Genomic DNA, 16,085 nt, shown 5'->3' on the forward strand with positions numbered 1-16,085 from the left:
CCCCCCCCCCCCCCCCCCCCCCCCCCCCCCCCCCCCCCCCCCCCCCCCCACGCCGGGCGCGGCAAGCGCTGGCGAGGCGCACTTCAAGCGCGTGCGCACCATCGCCGAGCTGGATGCCGCGCTGGCGCAAAGCCGCCAGCCGGTGATGCTGGACTTCTACGCCGACTGGTGCGTGTCGTGCCGCGAGATGGAGCGCTTCACTTTCACCGATCCCGGCGTCGCGCAACGCATGGGACAGATGCTGCTGTTGCAGGCCGACGTGACCGCCAACAACGCCGATGACCGGGCGCTGCTCAAGCGCTTCCGCCTGTTCGGCCCGCCGGGCATCATGTTCTTCGAACCCGGCGGCAAGGAGCTGCCGGATGCGCGCGTCGTGGGCTTCCAGGATGCCAAGCGCTTCACTGAATCGCTGGATCGCGTGCTGACGCGCTGAATGCCGCCTGCCGCAAGCTTGCGCACGCGGCAGCTTCGGACCACGCCATGCCGCAAGGGCCGCGCCTGTCATGCGCGGCCCTTGCGCTTTCAGGATTGCCGCGTCGCGCGCGCGTCCACGTTCTGCCAGCCCAGCTCGGCCGACACCGCGTCGGCGCAGCGCTTGATGTCCGCGACCAACGGGCTGTTCCAGCGCGCGTCGAACACGCCGGCCGCGCCGATCGCGGTAATCACCAGCACCACGTTGCCATTGGAATCGAACACCGGCGCGCTCAGGCCGTTGATGCCGGGGATGGGATCGCCCACCGCGCGCGCGACGCCGCGCTGGCGCACCTCGCGCAGCGACTGCTCGAACTTCTCGGTATGGCTCAGCGTGGGCACCGCGCCCAGGCGCAGGAAGTCCTCGTGCAGCAGGCTTTCGATCTTCTTGGGCGGCAGCAGCGCCGCGAACACCTTGCCGGTGGCGGTGTTGGTCAGCGACATGACCGTGCCGGTGCGCATGTTCACGTGGATCGGGTAGTTGGATTCGTGCAGGTGCACGATGACCGGCCCCAGGTTGCCCAGCACCGCGATGGCGATGGTCTGCCCGGTGCGCTCGGCCAGCTCGCGCGTCATGGGCACGGCGATCTTGATGGGGTCGAGCCGGTGCAGCGCCGCCAGGCCCAGCTGCAAGGCCAGCGGCCCCAGTTCGTAGTGGCCGGAGGCGGGATCCTGGCGCACCAGGCCCAGCGTGCCATAGCTGACCAGGTAGGCGTGGGCGTTGGCGCCGGACATGCCGGCGGCCTTGGCCAGCGCGCCCAGCGGCAAGGGAGAGGAGTGTTCCAGCAAGGCCAGCAGCAGCTTGCCGCCGACTTCGATGGACTGGATGCCGCGGCGCCGGGGCGCGGCGGCCTGCGCGCCCGCGGGCGCCTGGCGTTTGCCGGAAGAGGTGTGGGCTACCATTTTGCTTTGTCGAACTCAGTTGTCTATGTTGGTAGTTTCGCTAATAGCGAACAGTATTGACATTATCGAACCGTCTGTCTACAGTCGCAACCATAACAAGGCCCGTCCGTTTCGAGCGGATGCGGGCCAGCCCCGGCGGGGCGATAAGTGGGTATGGAGACAACGTGGAAGATACTCGGCAATACGACTGCGACGTGCTGGTCGTGGGATCGGGCGCGTCCGGAATGGCCGCGGCCATCACCGCGGCCAGCGCCGGATTGAAGGTCCTGATCATCGAAAAGGAGCCGCGCTTTGGCGGCTCCACGGCCCGCTCCGGCGGCTGGCTCTGGATACCCGGCACCGCGCTGGCGCGCGTGCAGGGCATCCATGAAACGCCCGACGAGGCCCGCGCCTACCTGCGCCACGAGGCCGGCGACAGCTACAACGGCGAGCGCGTCGACGCCTTCCTGGCGCACGGCCCGGAAGCGGTGGACTTCTTCACCGCCAATACCGAAGTGCAGTTCGACATGCCGCTGGTGTTCCCCGACTATCACGCGGAAGCCGCCGGCGGAAAGCAGGGCGGACGCTCGATGGTGGCGCGCCCCTACGACGGCCGCAAGCTGGGCGCGCACGTCAAGGACCTGGCGCCCGCGCTGCCCGAGCTGACCGTGTTCGGCATGATGCTGGGCTCGGGCAAGGAAATCGTGCACTTCATGCGCGCCACGCGTTCGCTGGCCTCGGCCTGGTACGTGGCCAAGCGCCTGTCGCGCCATTTCCTGGACGTGCTCAAGCATGGCCGGGGCATGACGCTGACCAACGGCAATGCGCTGGCGGGCCGGCTGGCGGCCAGCGCCTTCAAGCTGGGCATACCGCTGTGGCTGAACGCGCCGGCCAAGTCGCTGATCATCGAGGACGGCGTGGTGAAAGGCGCTGTGGTGCAGCGCGATGGCGCATCGGTGCGCGTGCGCGCCGCGCGCGCCGTGGTGCTGGCGGCGGGCGGCTTTCCTTACGATATCGAGCGGCGCAAGCAGCTCTACGCCCACGCGCCCACCGGCGTCGAGCATTATTCGCCGTCGCCCTCGGGCAATACCGGCGACGGCCTGCGCCTGGCCGAGAGCGCGGGCGGCAGCGTGAACACCAGCCTGCCCAACGCCGCGGCCTGGGTGCCGGTGTCGGTGGTCACGCGCAAGGACGGCAGTCCCGGCTACATGCCGCACTTCATCGACCGCGCCAAGCCCGGCGTCATCGCCGTCACGCGCAACGGCCGCCGCTTCACCAACGAGGGCGCGTCGTATCACGACTTCGTGCAGGACATGGTGCGCGCCTGCCAGGACGGCGGCGAGATCTGCGCCTGGCTGGTCTGCGACCACAAGACGCTGCGCAAGTACGGCCTGGGCAGCGCCGCGCCGTTCCCGATGCCGATCAAGCGCTATCTGCAGACCGGCTACCTGCTGCGCGGCTCCAGCGTCGCCGAGCTGGCGCAACGCGCCGGCATCGATGCCGGCAGCCTGCGCCAGACGGTGGAAGCCTTCAACGCCGAAGCGCGGCTGGGCCGCGATCCGCTCCACGGCAAGGGCAGCAAGGCCTACAACCGTTACCAGGGCGATGCGCTGCACGGCCCCAATCCCTGCGTGGCGCCCATCGAACAGGGACCGTACTACGCGATCAAGGTCATGATCGGCGACATCGGCACCTTCGCCGGCCTGAAGGTCGACGCCGAGGGGCGCGTGACCGATGCCGGCGGCGCGGCCATCGACGGCCTGTACGCGGTGGGCAACGACGCCTGCAGCATCATGGGCGGCAACTATCCCGGCGCGGGCATCACGCTGGGCCCGGCGCTGACCTTCGGCTATATCGCCGGCCGCAGCATCGCCGGTCTGCTGGCGAACCGCAAGACCGCGCGCGCCGCGCAAGCCGAGGCCCAGGCATGAGCCGGGCCGCCAGGCGCGCGACGCGCGCGCCCCGCATCCGCTGAACGCGACGGAGAAGCACATGGACAAGGAAGGACTGCTGCAAGGCAAGCTGGCGCTGGTGACCGGCGCCGGGCAGGGCAACGGCCGCGCCCTGGCGCTGGGGCTGGCCGCCGCCGGCGCGCGCGTGATGGCGGCGGACCTGCGCGCGGACAGCGCGCGCGACACCGCCGACGCCATCATCGCCGCGGGCGGACAGGCCTGGAGCCTGGCGCTGGACGTGACCGACGCCCAAGCCTGCGCGGCCGCCGCCGCCGACGTGCAGCGGCATGCCGGACCGATCGACGTGCTGGTCAACAACGCCGGCATCCTGATCCGCGAAGGCCTGGACAGCCCGCGCGCGGCCGAGAACTGGCGCCGCGTGCTGGACGTGAACCTGAACGGCAGCTTCAACATGATCCACGCCTTCCTGGGCGCGCTGCGCGCCACGCGCGGCGTGATCATCAACGTGGGTTCGATCGCCTCGTTCGCGGGCGTGGGCGCGGCGCTGGGCTATTCGCCGTCCAAGGGCGGCGTGAAGATGCTGACGCAGTCGCTGGCGCGCGACCTGGCCGCCGACGGCATCCGCGTGAACGCCATCGCGCCGGGCGTGATCGAGACGCCGATGACCGCGTCCACGCGCGAGGATCCGGCCAAGCTGGCCAGCTTCATGCAACGCATTCCGCTGGGCCGCGTGGGGCAGCCCGACGACCTGGTCGGCCCCGTGGTCTTCCTGGCTTCGTCCATGGCGCGCTATGTGACCGGCGTGTCGCTGCCGGTGGACGGCGGCTTCCTGGCGGTCTAGCGACAGGCCCGGCCACGCCGGGCCGCAATTCTTCATCGACACGCAGCACCTTCCATAAAAAACACAGGAGACAACGATGAACACCAAGGGGATCCTCTCCCGTCTTTCCAGAACGGCGGCTTGCATCGCGCTGGCCGCGGGCGCGCAGCAGGCGCTGGCCCAGGACATCAAGATCGGCTTCAACGGCGACCTGTCTGCCTCGCCCTCGGCACAGAGCGGCCAGGCCGCGGTGCTGGGCCTGAAGACCGCCATCGAGGACATCAACGCCGCCGGCGGCCTGCTCGGCCGCAAGGTGGTGCTGGTGGTGCGCGACGACCTGTCGCAGCCGCCAAAGTCGATCCAGAACATGACGGACCTGATCGACAATGAAAAAGTCGTGGCCGTGTTCGGCCCGACCAATTCGGGCAACGCGCTGGCCTGGAAGCACATTCCCAACCAGAAGAAGGTGCCGGTGATGGGCGCCATCGGTTCGGGCACCGACATCACCAAGCCCATGCGCGCCGGCGCCGACAACTACATGTTCCGCGTCGGCATGGTCGACCGCGAACAGGTCGAGGGCGTGATCGGCTACCTGAAGCGCAATCCCAAGGTCAAGAACGTGGGCTTCATGATCGAGACCACCGGCTACGGCCAGAGCGCGCTCAAGGACCTGGAGGAAGTGGGCGCGGCGCAGGGCGTGAAGGCCGTGGCGGTGGAGAAGTTCGGCGTGGCCGACACCGACATGACCTCGCAGCTGAACAAGCTGAAATCGGCCGGCGTGGATACCGTGGTGATCTGGGCGCAGAGCACGCCCATCGCCCACGTGTTCCGCAGCATGGAGAAGATCAACTGGTTCCCGCTGACGCTGACGTCCTGGGCCGCCGACAACATCGCGTTCTACGACACGGCCGGCAAGACGCTGTCGGAAAAGCCGTTCTTCCTGCGCACCATCACCGACAACCGTTCGCCGGCGCAGCAGAAGCTGTACGACCGCGTCTCGGGCCAGATGACCTCGCCCACCGCCTTCGGCTTCCTGGCGCATGCCTATGACGGCATGCATCTGATGGCCATGGCGGTCAAGCAGGCCGGCTCCACCGATGGCGACAAGCTGCGCCAGGCGCTGGAAAACCTGCAAGGCACGTATGACGGCGCCATGAAGACCTACACCAAGCCGTTCTCGCCGACGGGGCATGACGCGCTGCTGGTGGGCGACTACAAGTGGGCGCATTGGCAGGATGGCAAGCTGGTTCCGTACGCGGACGACGTGACGCGCGCCGGCGCCAAGTAAGCGCGGGGCCGGGAAAGAAGAGGGGGCCATCATGATGGCGACGTTGTTGCAGGCGCTCGTCAGCGGGCTCGCCGTGGGAGGCGCGTATGCGCTGGTGGCGCTGGGATTCAGCATCACCTTCACCACGACGCGCACGCTGAATTTCGGGCATGGGGAGTTCGTGTCCGTGGGCGCGTTCGTCGGCGTGGGGGCCCTGTTCCTGCTGGCCGGCAAGCCGGCCACCACGGCCGCCTTCACGGGGCTGGACCTGACCGGCTGGCAGTATCTGCTGGCCGCCGTCGCGGCGGCGCTGGCGATGGGGCTGCTGGGCGTGCTGCTGTATGTGTTCGGCGTGCGGCCCTTCGCCGCGCGGCCGGGCATGGCCTGGGTCATGAGCACGCTGGGCTTCGGCATCCTGCTGCAAAGCGCGGCTTTCGCCGTGTGGGGGCCGGCGCCCGTGACGGTGCCGGCGCCGTTCGGCGACGAGGTGATCCGCGTGTTCGGCGCGGGCGTGCGCACGCAGGAGCTGCTGCTGCTGGCCGTGGCCGTCATCGTGATGCTGGCGTTCGACCGCATCATGAACGGCAGCATGCTGGGCCGCGCGATGCGCGCGGTCGCCGCCAATCCGGCGGTGGCCAACCTGATGGGCATCAACGTCAACGCGGTGATGATCGGCGCCTTCTTCGCCAGCTCGGCGCTGGCGGGCCTGGCCGGCTTCCTGGTGGCGCCGATCACCTCGGCCTCGATCTTCATGGGGCTGGCGATCGGCCTGAAGGGCTTTTCCGGCGCCATGATCGGCGGCCTGACCAATCCGCGCGGCTGCGTGCTGGGCGGCTTCGTGCTGGGCCTGCTGGAATCCTATGTGAACCTGTGGCAGTCGCAGTGGCGCGAAGTGGCGATCTTCGCGCTGGTGATCCTGGTGCTGGCCGTGCGTCCCACGGGCCTCTTCGGCAAGCGCCTGGTGGAGAAGGTATGACGCGGCGCGGACAAACCCTGGCCACCCTGGCGGTGGCGGCGGCGCTGGCCGCCTGCGCGGCGCTGGTGGACAACGACTACTACCTGCGCATCCTGTTCATGTCCTGCGTGTACTACCTGTGCGCGGCCGGCGTGAACGTGCTGGTGGGCTATGCCGGGCAGAAGTCGCTGGGGCAGGCGGGCCTGTTCGCCGCCGGCGCCTACACCGCGGCGCTGTTGACCTCGCGCTGGCAGGTGGATCCCTGGCTGGCGCTGGCGGCCGCGCCCGTGGTCGCGGGCGTGTTCGGCGTGCTGATCGCGCTGCCGTCGTTGCGGGTCAAGGGCCCCTACCTGGCGATGGTGACGCTGGCCTTCGGCATCGTGATGGAAAAGATCATCACCGAATGGGTGGACGTGTTTGGCGGCCCGTCGGGCCTGTTCGGCATCCTGCCGCCGACCTGGAACGGCAATCCGCTCAGCAACCAGCAATGGGTGTGGTTCGCGCTGATCCTGTGCGTGGCCACGCAGCTGCTGCTGGCCAACGTGCTGCAAGGACGCTTCGGCCGCGCGTTGCTGTCGGTGCAGGCCGACGAGATCGCCTCGTCGTCGGTGGGAGTGCGGGTCTATCGCGCCAAGGTCATCGCCTTCGTGGTGGCGGCCGTGACCTGCGGCATTGCCGGCGCGCTGGTGGCGCAGCAGAACCAGTACATCAATTCCGATTTCATCAGCTTCAACCTGTCCATCTTCATCCTGCTGCTGGTGCTGTTCGGCGGCGCGGGCTCGAAGGCCGGGCCGGCGGTCGGCGCCATCGTGCTGACCGTGGTGGACGCGCTGCTGGCGCGCTGGCCGTCCGTGCAGCATTTCTTCTACGGCGCGCTGCTGCTGTTCGCGCTGTACGTGATGCCGGGCGGGGTGATGGGCCTGTTCGCGCGCCGTCCGCGCCGAGTCGACGAGGCGGACGCGAAACCGGGCGTCGCGCCGCCGCCCGCCGCGACGGCGACGCCAGGCGCCGCCAAGCCCTGCGCGCCCGCGCGGGAAGACCTGCTGCTGGTGGTGGAGAACCTGTGCAAATCCTATGGCGGCGTGAAGCCGGCGCAGGACATCTCGTTCTGCCTGCGGCGCGGCCATGTGCATGCGCTGATCGGCCCCAATGGCGCCGGCAAGAGCACGCTGATCAACATGCTGAGCGGCGTGGTTCTGCCCGACAGCGGCGTGATCCGCTATCGCGGCGCCGACATCGCCGGCGCGCGGCCGCACGCGATCTGCGCGCTGGGCGTGGGCCGCAGTTTCCAGAACCTGCGCCTGTTCGGCGAGCTGTCGGTGCTGGACAACGTGCTGCTGGGCCGCCACAGCCGCATGACGAACGGTTTCTGGGTCTCGCTGCTGGGCTTGCCCGGCGCGCGCGAGCAGGAACGGCTGGCGCGGGTGCGCGCCCGTGAACTGATCGCCATGGTGGGCCTGTCGCATCTGGCCGACACGCCGGCCGGCAGCCTGCCCTACGGCCTGCAGCGGCGCGTGGAGCTGGCGCGCGCGCTGGCGACCGAGCCCTCGCTGCTGCTGCTGGACGAACCCGCCGCCGGCCTGAATCCTCAGGAGACCGCCGAGCTGGGCGCCTTGCTGGCGCGCATCAGCGCGTCCTGCGGCATCACGCTGCTGATGGTCGAGCATCACATGGACCTGGTGATGGCGATCTCCGATCATGTGATCGTGCTGGACTACGGCGTCAAGATCGCGGAAGGCAAGCCCGCCGAGGTGCAGGCCGACAAGCGGGTCATCGAAGCTTATCTCGGGGCCGGCATGGCCTGAGGCGGGAACGAAATGCTGAAACTTGAATCCCTGCGCGTGTCCTATGGCGCGATCCAGGCCGTGCGCGACGTGTCGCTTGAGATCCGCACGGGCGAGATCGTCACCATCATCGGCGCCAACGGCGCCGGCAAGAGCACGCTGCTCAAGGCCGTGGCCGGGCTGGAACCGGCGCAGGACGGTCGTATCACCTTCATGGACCGCGATATCACGCAGCTGCCGGCGCACCAGCGCGTCGGGCTGGGCCTGGCGTTGTCGCCGGAAGGGCGCGGCGTGTTCGCCGACCAGACCGTCTACGACAATCTGCTGCTGGGCGGCTATGCGCGGCGCAAGGATCGCGATGCCATCGCGGCCGGCGTGGAGCGGGGCTATGCGCTGTTCCCGCGACTGCGCGAACGGCGCGACCAGCTGGCCGGCACGCTGTCCGGCGGCGAGCAGCAGATGCTGGCGATGGCGCGGGCGCTGATGTGCGGGCCGCGCCTGCTGTGCCTGGACGAGCCCTCGCTGGGGCTGGCGCCGCTGATCGTGCAGGACATCTTCGCGGCCATCCGGCAGTTGCGCGACGACGGACTGACGATCGTGCTGGTGGAGCAGATGGCGAACCAGGCGCTGGGCGTGGCCGACCGCGCCTATGTGCTGGAGACCGGCCGCGTCACGCTCAGCGGGACCGGCGCGCAGCTGCTGTCCGACCCGAAGGTGCGCGCGGCCTACCTGGGATCGCATTGAGCCCGACGGGCCGCCGCGCTACCATGTCGGCGGCGCCGCGCGGGCGGCGCGCTTCATCCGCCATTCATCCGCAACCCACCCTACGCGCAGGCCGACGCCGTGACGTCCTCAACCCTCGATGCGGGCCATGACCGCGCCGGCTTCATCTATCTGCAACTGATGTTCGTCATGGCCACGTGGGGCCTGAACATCGTCGCGGTCAAGTACCTGACGCAGTACATGGACGCGCGCATCCTGGCGGCTGTGCGCATCGTCATCGCGCTGCTTGTCGTCACGCTCATTATCAAGGCGCGCGGCGGCCGCATTCCGAAGCTGACGCGCGCGCAGCTGGGCTGGCTGGCGCTGGCGGGATTCCTGGTGGTGTACGCGCACCAGGCGGCGCTGGTGGCGGGGCTGGGCCTGACCTCGGCCGCCAACGGCACGCTCATCATGGCCACCAGCCCCTTGCTGTCGGCGGTGCTGGCCGCGGTGTTCTATCGCGAGCGGCTGACGCCGGCGCGCGTGTTCGGCGCGCTGCTGGGCCTGGCCGGCGTGGCGCTGGTGGTGCTGGGCAGCGGCAAGGCGCTGGGCGCGGCCGGCTGGGGCGACGCCATGGTCTTCCTGGCGGTGGTGGTGTTCGTGTGCGGCGGGCTGGTGATCCAGCGCATGTCGCGCAGCATGGCGCCGCTGGCGATGCTCTGGTACATGTACCTGGCCGGCGGGCTGATGCTGGCCGCGCACGCGGGGACGGCGCCATCCACCTACCGGGCCGAGTCCTGGAGCATGGCCTGGTGGCCGTGGCTGGTGCTGATGTTCTCCGCCGTGGTGGCCTCGGGCATCAGCAACATCCTGTGGAACGGCGGCATCGCGCGGCTGGGCATCAGCCGCGCCTCGTTGTTCCTGAACTGGCTGCCGATCTTCGGCCTGCTGTTCGCGGCGCTGTTCCTGGGAGAGAAGGTGGGCGCCACGCACGCGGCCGGGCTGGCCTGCGTGCTGGGCGGCACCTGGCTGGGATTGCGGCGCGGCGCCAGCCCGGCGGGCGCCGCCGGCGAGCCGGGCAAGGCCCGGCCCTGAGCGCGGCTCAGCGCGGGCGCGAGAGCAGGCGCGCGGCCTCGATGGCGAAATAGGTCAGGATGCCGTCGGCGCCGGCGCGCTTGAACGACAGCAGCGCTTCCATCATGACCTTGTCGTGGTCCAGCCAGCCATTGGCGGCGGCGGCCTTGATCATCGCGTACTCGCCGCTGACCTGGTAGGCGAAGGTCGGCACGCGGAAGGCGTCCTTGACGCGGCGCAGCACGTCCAGGTACGGCATGCCGGGCTTGACCATGACCATGTCGGCGCCTTCCTGCAGGTCGGACGCCACTTCGCGCAGCGCCTCGTCCAGGTTGGCCGGATCCATCTGGTAGGCCATCTTGTTGGACTTGCCCAGGTTGGTGGCCGAGCCCACGGCGTCGCGGAACGGGCCGTAGAACGCGCTGGCGTACTTGGCCGAGTAGGCCATGATCTGCGTGTGGATGTAGCCGTTCGCTTCCAGCGCGCGGCGCACGGCGCCGATGCGGCCGTCCATCATGTCGCTGGGCGCGACCATGTCCACGCCGGCCGCGGCCTGCGTCAGCGCCTGCTTGACCAGGATCTCGACGGTGGGCTCGTTGACCACGTAGCCGTTGGCGTCGATCACGCCGTCCTGGCCGTGGCTGGTGTACGGGTCCAGCGCCACATCGCACAGCACGCCGAGTTCGGGGTAGCGTTCCTTCAGCGCGCGCACCACGCGCGGGATCAGGCCGTCGGGATTGGTGGCCTCGATGCCGTCGGGCGTCTTGAGCGCGGGATCGATGGCGGGGAACAGGGCCAGCACCGGGATGCCCAGCGCCACGCATTCCTCGGCCACCGGAAGCAGCGTGTCCAGCGAGTAGCGCACCACGCCCGGCAGCGAGGGCACGGCCTGCTGCAGGCCTTTGCCTTCGGCCACGAAGACCGGGTAGATCAGATCGTTGACCGTCAGCGCGTTCTCGCGCACCAGGCGGCGGGTGAAGTCGTCGCGGCGCAGGCGACGGGGACGGGAAACCGGGAACTCAGGGGCGATGATCTGCGGGTTCATGGTACGACCTTGGGGGAAATCCAATTCTCGATGTGGGAGGCGGCCTCTTCCAGGCCGATGCGCTCGGTGGCCGAGAAGGGGATGGTGTGCAGCGCGCCGATGTCCGCGAGATCCTTGCGGACCGCGAAGATGGTGCGCATGCGCTGGCCATACGGCAGTTTGTCGGCCTTGGTCAGCAGCGCCAGCACCGGGCGTCCGGTGGGGGCGATGAAATTGGCGAGGCGGCGATCCAGCTCGGTGACGCCGCGGCGGATGTCGATCAGCAGCACGATGCCGGCCAGCGATTCCCGGTCGCGCAGATAACCGCCCAGGATGTCGGCCCACTTTTCCTTTTCGTTGCGGGCCACCGACGCGTAGCCGTAGCCGGGCAGGTCGACCAGGAAGCCGATGTGGGCTTCGGGATCCAGCGGATCGGGCAGGCCGAACATGTTGATCAGCCGCGTGCGGCCCGGCGTCTTGCTGGAGAAGGCCAGCCGGCGCTGGTTGCACAGCACGTTGATCGCCGTGGATTTACCGGCGTTGGAACGGCCGACGAAGCAGACTTCCGGCGCGCTGGCGGCCGGCAGCTGGTCGAGGCGGGCCGCGGAAGTGAGGAAGGAGGCGCGATGGAGGAGGGACACGACAGGGCTTTTGGGTGCGGTTGGTTTCAGCCCCTATTGTATAATCCGGCGTTTGCAACAGTGGTCCCGTGCGCGGAGCCGTCTTTTTTGCCCACTGCCAGCAGCGGTTTTCGGCAGGCAAAACTGGCAGAACAGGTTCGTTACGGCTTTCCAGGGTGTGCGGGCAGGCGTGGGCGCCATTTGCGCCTTGATCGTGCGATTGTCGCGAGGTCTTCATGAAGCGTGTGCTGTCCCGGATGTTGGTTGCGAGCGGGCTGTTGCTCGGCGCCTCCGCCTTATCTACCGCCAGTTTCGCCGCCGAGGGCGCGGCCGGTCCGGCCAAACCCGATGCTGCCAAGGGTGGCCAGCTGTTCGACCAGGGAGACGCCTCGCGCGGCATCATCGCCTGTGCCTCCTGTCATGGCGCGGCGGGCAACAGCACCATCCCGGTGAACCCCAACCTGGCCGCGCAACCCCACGAATACCTCGTCAAGCAGCTGACCGACTTCCAGGTCAAGCAGGGCGCCAAGCTGCCCGTGCGCAATGGCGCCGGCGGCAATCCGACCCCCATGACCGCCATGGCGCAGAACCTGACGCCGGCCGACATGCAGAACATCGCGCTGTACCTGGCGCAGCAGCCGCTCAAGCAGCCCGCCACGGCTGGCCAGGAGAAGCTGGTTGATCTGGGTCAAAAGATCTGGCGCGGCGGTTTGCCCGAACGCAACGTGCCGGCCTGCGCGGCATGCCATTCTGCCAATGGCGCCGGACTTCCCGGCCAATACCCCCGTCTGTCGGGCCAGTTCCCGATGTACATCGAAGAGCAGCTCAAGCTGTTCCGCAGCGGCGACCGCGCGAATGACGTGATGCACGCCATCGCCGATCGCATGTCGGACGCCGACATCAAGGCCGTGGCCGACTACGCCGCGGGCCTGCGCTAGCGGACCATCCTGCGCGCGGCTCGTCCGCGTCGTCAACACGGGCGCGAGGAACCAGATCGCCTCGCGCCAGTCTATGAGGGGGGCAGCCGACAGCGCGGTCCCCCTTTTTTCATGAATTCGACCCGTACCCATACCCGTCCCTCCCTGCGCAGCCTGCCCGGCGACTTTTTCGAGTTGCTCGGCTCGATGCGCTTTGCCGTCAGCCTGCTGATGTTCATCTGCGTGGCCAGCGTGGTCGGGACGGTGCTGCAGCAGAACCGCTCGTCCAGCAACTACATCGACCAGTTCGGTCCGTTCTGGTACGAGGTGTTCGACAAGTTCTCGATCTGGCATGTCTACAACAGCTGGTGGTTCCTGCTGATCATGGCTTTCCTGGTGGTGTCGACCACCGTCTGCCTGATCCGCAACGCGCCCAAGATGCTGCGCGACGCGCGCTCGTTCCGCGAGCACGTCCGCGCCAGCAGCCTGCGCGCGTTCCCGCACCGCGTCGAAAGCCAGGAACCCACCGACGTGCCGAGCACGGTGACGGGCCTGAAGACGCTCCTGGGACGTTTCGGCTACGCGGTGCGCGAGCGCCAGGACGGCGACGGCGTGCTGCTGGCGGCCAAGAAGGGCAGCGCCAACCGCCTGGGGTATGTGTTCGCTCACGCGGCCATGGTCATCATCTGCATCGGCGGGCTGCTCGACAGCGAATTGCCGGTGCGGCTGCAGGTCATGTTCGGTGGCAAGAAGCCCATCGTCGAGAACATGCTGATCTCCGAGGTGCCCGAGAGCGGCCGGCTGTCGGTCAACAACCCGAGCTTCCGCGCCAGCGTGCTGGTGCCCGAGGACGGCCAGGCCTCCACCGCCGTGGTCATGGTGGGCGACGGCGCGCTGGTGCAGCCCATGCCCTTCACGCTCAAGCTCAAGAAATTCGTCGTCGATTACTACTCCACCGGCATGCCCAGCCGCTTCGCCAGCGAAGTGGTGGTCACCGATCCCGACACCGGCAAGAGCTTCGAGTCCACCATCGAGGTCAATGAGCCGCTGCGCTTCAAGGGCATGACGGTCTACCAGTCCAGCTTCGATGATGGCGGCAGCACGGTGGCGCTCAAGGGCTATCCGCTGGTGGGCGCGGGCGACGCGACCTTTACCGTGGACGGCACCGTGGGCAAGACCACCGAAGTGTCGGCCCAGACCGCGCGCGGTCCGCGCAGCATGGGCGTGGAGATCACCGCGCTGCGCCCGATCAACGTCGAGGACCTGACGCGCGGCGACCCCAAGGGCGGCAACCAGAGCTTCGCCGAGCACGTGGCCTCGGTGGCCGGCAGTGCCGCTGGCAAGAAGAACGAGAACCTGCGCAACGTCGGCCCCAGCGTCGAGTACAAGCTGATCGACGACGCCGGTCAGGCGCACGAATTCCAGAACTACATGCTGCCGGTCGAGCTGGACGGCGCCACGGTCTTCCTGGCCGGTGTGCGCAACAACGCGTCCGAGTCCTTCCGCTACCTGCGCATCCCGGCGGATGACGACAGCTCGGTCGCCGAATTCATGCGCCTGCGCGCCACGCTGGCCGATCCGGCGGCGCGCCAGGAAGCCGCGCGCCGCTTCGCCGAGCGCAACAGCCCGTCGGGCGCCGACCGCCAGCCGCTGCAGACGGCCGCCGAGCGCGCGCTGGAAACCTTCGCCGGCGGCGGCCTGCAGGCCGTGGCCGCGTTCCTGCAAGCCAACACGCCGCCCGCCGACCTGGAGCGCGCCGCCGACGTGGTGATCCGCCTGATCGGCGCCAGCATGAACGAGCTGCGCGCCATCGAGCGCGAGCGCGCCGGCCTGCCGCCGGTGGCGACCTCGGGTCCGGACGGCGAGCGCGCGGCGGTCTGGTCGCGGCTGGCCGTGGCGGCGCTGTCGGACCTGACGGTGTATCCGGCCCCGGTTTTCCTGTCGCTGGCGGACTTCAAGCATGTCCAGGCCAGCGTGTTCCAGGTCAGCCGCACGCCGGGCAAGCGCGCCGTCTACCTGGGCAGCCTGCTGCTGGTGCTGGGCGTGTTCGCGATGTTTTATATTCGTGACCGCCGCATCTGGATCTGGGTCAAGCCGCAGGATGGCGGCAGCGGCATCCTGGCCGCCATGACATCGCAGAAGCGTACACTCGACTTCAACCAGGAGTTCGAGCGGTTCAAAGCGGCGCTGCTGCGCCAGAATAGGTCCTGAGGGTTCCATGTCCACGACGACCACCACCACGCATTCCTCCTCGCCTGAAACGCTGTGGCAGGACGGGCTGTCCGAAACCGGCGACAGCCGCGCCCAGCGCGGCCGGCCCGACTGGACCGACCTCGTGTTCTTCCTGCTGCTGTCTGCCGGCGCGGGCTATGCGCTCATGCGCCATGGCGGCGCCATGGACTACTACGAGAAGATCATCCTTTGCGGCACCGTGCCGGCGCTGGCCTGGCTGGGCTGGCTGTGGCGTCCGCTGCGCGGCTTGATGGTGGCCTGTGCCATCGCGGCCGGCGTGGCGCTGATGCTCTACGGCAACGACCTGGCGCGCGCCGAGCAGGTGTTCTTCCTGAAGTACCTGTTCTCGTCGCAATCCGCCATCCTGTGGATGAGCGCGCTGTTCGCGCTGGCCATGGTCTGCTACTGGATCGGCTTCTTCAGCCCCACGGCCGCCTGGCTGGGCACGGCGCTGACCTGGGGCGCGGTGTTCGCCGGCACCACCGGCATGCTGGTGCGCTGGCGCGAAGGCCACCTGATGGGCCCGGACCTGGGGCACATCCCGGTCAGCAACCTGTATGAAGTGTTCGTGCTGTTCGCGCTGATCACGGCCCTGTTCTACCTGTACTACGAACGCAAGTACGCCACCCGCGCGCTGGGCGGCTTCGTGCTGCTGGTGGTGACCTCGGCGGTGGTGTTCCTGCTCTGGTATTCGTTCACGCGCGACGCCGGGCAGATCCAGCCGCTGGTGCCGGCGCTCAAGAGCTGGTGGATGAAGCTGCACGTGCCGGCCAACTTCATCGGCTACGGCACCTTCTCGCTGGCGGCCATGGTGGGCTTCGCCTACCTGGTCAAGCAGCACGGCCAGACCTCGTCCTGGCTCAAGCTGGCGCCGCTGTTCGTGCTGGGCGTGCTGCTGTGCGCCGAACCCATGGTGTTCCGCTCGGAAGGCCTGTCGGCCACCTGGATGCTGTATTTCGGCATCGGCGCGGTGATCGTCGGCGCCATCCTGCTGGGCCGGCGCCGCATCGCCGCCGCGCTGCCGTCGCTGGAGGTGCTGGACGACATCATGTATCGCGCCATCGCCATCGGCTTCGCCTTCTTCACGGTCGCCACCATCCTGGGCGCGCTGTGGGCGGCCGACGCCTGGGGCGCCTATTGGCAGTGGGATCCCAAGGAAACCTGGGCGCTGATCGTCTGGCTCAATTACGCGGCCTGGCTGCACATGCGCCTGATCAAGGGCCTGCGCGGCACCATGGCGGCGTACTGGGCGCTGACCGGCCTGCTGATCACCGGCTTCGCCTTCCTGGGCGTGAACATGTACCTGTCGGGCCTGCATTCCTACGGCCAGCTCTGATCGGCCGGGATTGCGCCCAGCAAAAAGCCCCCATGCGGGGGCTTTTTGTTGTCTGCCGCGCCTGGCTGCCCAGGCGCATGCCGTCCTG

The 16,085-nt window shown here is 68.7% G+C and carries 14 protein-coding genes; 11 read left to right on the top strand and 3 right to left on the bottom strand.

Annotated elements, in window-relative coordinates:
* The coding region (locus ACEU5R_RS17155) for a thioredoxin family protein (RefSeq protein WP_392411005.1) at window positions 1-433 on the top strand (433 nt) is incomplete at its 5' end.
* Between the two features lie 89 nt (window positions 434-522).
* Here the strand turns inward: ACEU5R_RS17155 and ACEU5R_RS17160 are convergent.
* Entirely contained in the window at window positions 523-1,374 is an 852-nt protein-coding gene (locus ACEU5R_RS17160; RefSeq protein WP_103271713.1) for an IclR family transcriptional regulator, read from the bottom strand.
* Window positions 1,375-1,493: 119 nt separating this feature from the next.
* Here ACEU5R_RS17160 and ACEU5R_RS17165 point away from each other — a divergent pair, with 119 nt between their 5' ends.
* The 7 genes from ACEU5R_RS17165 to ACEU5R_RS17195 all read left to right on the top strand — a co-directional run bounded on the left by ACEU5R_RS17165 (window position 1,494) and on the right by ACEU5R_RS17195 (window position 9,889).
* Entirely contained in the window at window positions 1,494-3,284 is a 1,791-nt protein-coding gene (locus ACEU5R_RS17165) for an FAD-dependent oxidoreductase (protein WP_392411007.1), read from the top strand.
* A gap of 61 nt (window positions 3,285-3,345) precedes the next feature.
* Window positions 3,346-4,107, top strand: coding sequence for an SDR family NAD(P)-dependent oxidoreductase (locus tag ACEU5R_RS17170; RefSeq protein WP_392411009.1), 762 nt, complete (start codon window positions 3,346-3,348; stop codon window positions 4,105-4,107).
* Window positions 4,108-4,183: 76 nt separating this feature from the next.
* Window positions 4,184-5,374, top strand: coding sequence for an ABC transporter substrate-binding protein (locus ACEU5R_RS17175; RefSeq protein WP_103271710.1), 1,191 nt, complete (start codon window positions 4,184-4,186; stop codon window positions 5,372-5,374).
* Window positions 5,375-5,405: 31 nt separating this feature from the next.
* Window positions 5,406-6,329 carry a branched-chain amino acid ABC transporter permease gene (locus ACEU5R_RS17180; RefSeq protein WP_392411010.1) on the top strand — a complete coding sequence of 308 codons (924 nt, stop codon included), beginning with the start codon at window positions 5,406-5,408 and terminating at the stop codon, window positions 6,327-6,329.
* Window positions 6,326-8,113, top strand: coding sequence for an ATP-binding cassette domain-containing protein (locus ACEU5R_RS17185; RefSeq protein ID WP_392411011.1), 1,788 nt, complete (start codon window positions 6,326-6,328; stop codon window positions 8,111-8,113). Before ACEU5R_RS17180 ends, ACEU5R_RS17185 begins: the two co-directional genes overlap by 4 nt.
* Window positions 8,114-8,125: 12 nt before the next feature.
* Complete coding sequence (locus ACEU5R_RS17190) at window positions 8,126-8,836, top strand: ABC transporter ATP-binding protein (RefSeq protein ID WP_392411012.1); 711 nt, start codon at window positions 8,126-8,128, stop codon at window positions 8,834-8,836.
* A 159-nt stretch (window positions 8,837-8,995) separates the two neighbouring features.
* Entirely contained in the window at window positions 8,996-9,889 is an 894-nt protein-coding gene (locus ACEU5R_RS17195) for a DMT family transporter (protein WP_392411042.1), read from the top strand.
* Window positions 9,890-9,896: 7 nt separating this feature from the next.
* On the opposite strand, the gene hemB is transcribed toward ACEU5R_RS17195, so the two are convergent.
* Entirely contained in the window at window positions 9,897-10,913 is a 1,017-nt protein-coding gene (gene hemB / locus ACEU5R_RS17200) for a porphobilinogen synthase (RefSeq protein ID WP_103271706.1), read from the bottom strand.
* Window positions 10,910-11,533 (bottom strand): ribosome biogenesis GTP-binding protein YihA/YsxC, encoded by a 624-nt coding sequence (yihA, locus tag ACEU5R_RS17205; RefSeq protein WP_392411013.1) that lies wholly within the window; start codon window positions 11,531-11,533, stop codon window positions 10,910-10,912. The genes hemB and yihA overlap by 4 nt, the downstream gene beginning before the upstream one ends.
* A gap of 215 nt (window positions 11,534-11,748) precedes the next feature.
* On the opposite strand from yihA, the gene ACEU5R_RS17210 reads away from it, so the two are divergent.
* The 3 genes from ACEU5R_RS17210 (at window position 11,749) to ccsB (ending at window position 15,997) form a co-directional block, all read left to right on the top strand.
* On the top strand, window positions 11,749-12,450 hold the full coding sequence (locus ACEU5R_RS17210; protein WP_103271704.1) for a cytochrome c: 702 nt from the start codon (window positions 11,749-11,751) through the stop codon (window positions 12,448-12,450).
* Window positions 12,451-12,561: 111 nt separating this feature from the next.
* Window positions 12,562-14,640: a cytochrome c biogenesis protein ResB gene (locus tag ACEU5R_RS17215; RefSeq protein ID WP_392411014.1), complete on the top strand. Its 2,079-nt coding sequence runs from the start codon at window positions 12,562-12,564 to the stop codon at window positions 14,638-14,640.
* A 7-nt stretch (window positions 14,641-14,647) separates the two neighbouring features.
* Window positions 14,648-15,997: a c-type cytochrome biogenesis protein CcsB gene (gene ccsB, locus ACEU5R_RS17220; RefSeq protein WP_103271703.1), complete on the top strand. Its 1,350-nt coding sequence runs from the start codon at window positions 14,648-14,650 to the stop codon at window positions 15,995-15,997.
* Window positions 15,998-16,085: the final 88 nt, after the last annotated feature.

It is taken from the genome of Achromobacter sp. 413638 (assembly GCF_043119405.1).
GTDB lineage: Bacteria > Pseudomonadota > Gammaproteobacteria > Burkholderiales > Burkholderiaceae_B > Achromobacter.

Coding starts and splice junctions, on each gene's coding strand:
- ACEU5R_RS17160 (WP_103271713.1), bottom strand. CDS start 1,374: ATGGTAGCCCACACCTCTTCCGGCAAACGCCAGGCGCCCGCGGGCGCG.
- ACEU5R_RS17165 (WP_392411007.1), top strand. CDS start 1,494: ATGCGGGCCAGCCCCGGCGGGGCGATAAGTGGGTATGGAGACAACGTG.
- ACEU5R_RS17170 (WP_392411009.1), top strand. CDS start 3,346: ATGGACAAGGAAGGACTGCTGCAAGGCAAGCTGGCGCTGGTGACCGGC.
- ACEU5R_RS17175 (WP_103271710.1), top strand. CDS start 4,184: ATGAACACCAAGGGGATCCTCTCCCGTCTTTCCAGAACGGCGGCTTGC.
- ACEU5R_RS17180 (WP_392411010.1), top strand. CDS start 5,406: ATGATGGCGACGTTGTTGCAGGCGCTCGTCAGCGGGCTCGCCGTGGGA.
- ACEU5R_RS17185 (WP_392411011.1), top strand. CDS start 6,326: ATGACGCGGCGCGGACAAACCCTGGCCACCCTGGCGGTGGCGGCGGCG.
- ACEU5R_RS17190 (WP_392411012.1), top strand. CDS start 8,126: ATGCTGAAACTTGAATCCCTGCGCGTGTCCTATGGCGCGATCCAGGCC.
- ACEU5R_RS17195 (WP_392411042.1), top strand. CDS start 8,996: ATGTTCGTCATGGCCACGTGGGGCCTGAACATCGTCGCGGTCAAGTAC.
- hemB (WP_103271706.1), bottom strand. CDS start 10,913: ATGAACCCGCAGATCATCGCCCCTGAGTTCCCGGTTTCCCGTCCCCGT.
- ACEU5R_RS17210 (WP_103271704.1), top strand. CDS start 11,749: ATGAAGCGTGTGCTGTCCCGGATGTTGGTTGCGAGCGGGCTGTTGCTC.
- ACEU5R_RS17215 (WP_392411014.1), top strand. CDS start 12,562: ATGAATTCGACCCGTACCCATACCCGTCCCTCCCTGCGCAGCCTGCCC.
- ccsB (WP_103271703.1), top strand. CDS start 14,648: ATGTCCACGACGACCACCACCACGCATTCCTCCTCGCCTGAAACGCTG.